The following is a 1503-nucleotide window of genomic DNA, read 5'->3' as shown; positions in this document are numbered from 1 at the left end:
GGACGAGGACGGCGGGGCCGATGGCGCGGCGATCGGCCCCGCGGCGACCTCGTCCGGCTCCGGCGGGAGCGCGAACGCCAGCGCGACGGCGGCCGACGCCACCACCGCGACCACGGCGAGCCCCCGGTACACGACCCGCATCGGCAGATCCCCGACGCGGGATCGTCTGGGCGGAGAGGCAGGGGTTCCCGATCTCACGGCCGTTTTCACACGGGAACCTTTGGTCCCAACTTCCCCATCGAGCACGACCGGAGCGTACGACAAATCTGGCCATTCCGCTTATGAAGCGACCGAAGTGCAATCATGGGCCTCGTGGAACAGGTGGAGCTGCGCTTCGACCCCGCCTCGCGAGCGGCCCAGACGCACACGAACCTCTCGGCGCTCCGGCAGGACGAGACCGGGCTGTGGGTGGCCGGCGACGAGACCGCGACCATCGAGCACCTGGCGTGGACCGGCGAGCGGTACGACGCTCAGCGCACGTTCGTCCTGGCCGACTACCTGCGCCTGCCCGCGGGGCCGGACGACGAGGCCGACATCGAGGGCCTGGCCAGGGCCGACGGCCACCTGTGGGCCGTCGGCTCGCACAGCCTGAAGCGGCGGCGCGTCAAGTCGAAGGACCCCGCCAAGGCGGCCAGACGGCTGGCCACGGTCGTCAGGGAGGAGAACCGGTTCATCCTGGCGCGGCTCCCCCTCGATCCGGTCACCAACAGCCCTCTCCCGGGCTCGATCCTGTCCGGCGCCGACAACATCGCGGCGCGGCTGCGCGACGACGAGCATCTGGCGCCGTTCCTGGCGCTGCCGGGCAAGGACAACGGCCTCGACATCGAGGGCATCGCGGTCCGCGGCGAGCGGGTCTACCTCGGCCTTCGCGGGCCGGTGCTGCGCGGCTGGGCCGTGGTGCTGGAGGCCAGGCCCGTCGAGGCCGGGCAGGGCCGGCTGCGGCTGCGCGAGCCGCTCCGCAAGCACTTCCTCGACCTCGGCGGGCTGGGGGTGCGCGACCTGTGCCCGTACGGGAACGACCTGCTGCTGCTCACCGGGCCCAGCATGGACCTGGACGGGCCGGTGCGCGTGATGCGCTGGCGGGCCGGTCAGGACGGCGGGGTGGTGCCGGCGGACGAGCTGGAGACGGTGGCCGAGCTGCCCTACGGCATCGGCTGCGACCATCCGGAGGGCATGGCCGTGCTGGACGACGGGAGGCTGATGGTGGTCTACGACAGCCCGTCGCCCGCGCGGACCACCCCGGCGGGCGGCGTGCTGGCGGACGTCTTCCCCATCCAGCCGTAGCGCCCCGGCCGTACGGCCTCACGATCTGGCGACCCGCCCGTACAGCCACGGCGCGTCGGCCACGAACGTGCACGAACCCGGCTCGATCTCGGTGAACCCGGCGTCACGCACCACGGGCAGGCCCGCGGCGACCTTCGCGGCGAAGTCGCCGGGCGTGGCGGTGCGCACGCGGACCGCGAGCCCGCGGGTCCGCCAGGTGTCGCGCTCGGCCGGGCCGCT

General features: G+C 73.7%; 1 protein-coding gene and 1 pseudogene. One reads left to right on the top strand and one right to left on the bottom strand.

Going from position 1 to position 1503, the window contains the following annotated elements; translation table 11 throughout:
• Positions 1-303 precede the first annotated feature (303 nt).
• Positions 304-1284 (top strand): DUF3616 domain-containing protein, encoded by a 981-nt coding sequence (locus DQW85_RS23190; protein ID WP_113702220.1) that lies wholly within the window; start codon positions 304-306, stop codon positions 1282-1284.
• An 18-nt stretch (positions 1285-1302) separates the two neighbouring features.
• On the opposite strand, the pseudogene DQW85_RS46020 reads toward DQW85_RS23190, so the two are convergent.
• Positions 1303-1503, bottom strand: a pseudogene (locus tag DQW85_RS46020) (peptidyl-tRNA hydrolase); the annotation flags it as partial.

This window comes from Nonomuraea lactucae, from assembly GCF_003313395.1.
GTDB classification, from domain to species: domain Bacteria; phylum Actinomycetota; class Actinomycetes; order Streptosporangiales; family Streptosporangiaceae; genus Nonomuraea; species Nonomuraea lactucae.
The sequence above is the reverse complement of the archived record's forward strand: the minus strand, read 5'-3'. Positions and strand labels throughout refer to the sequence as shown.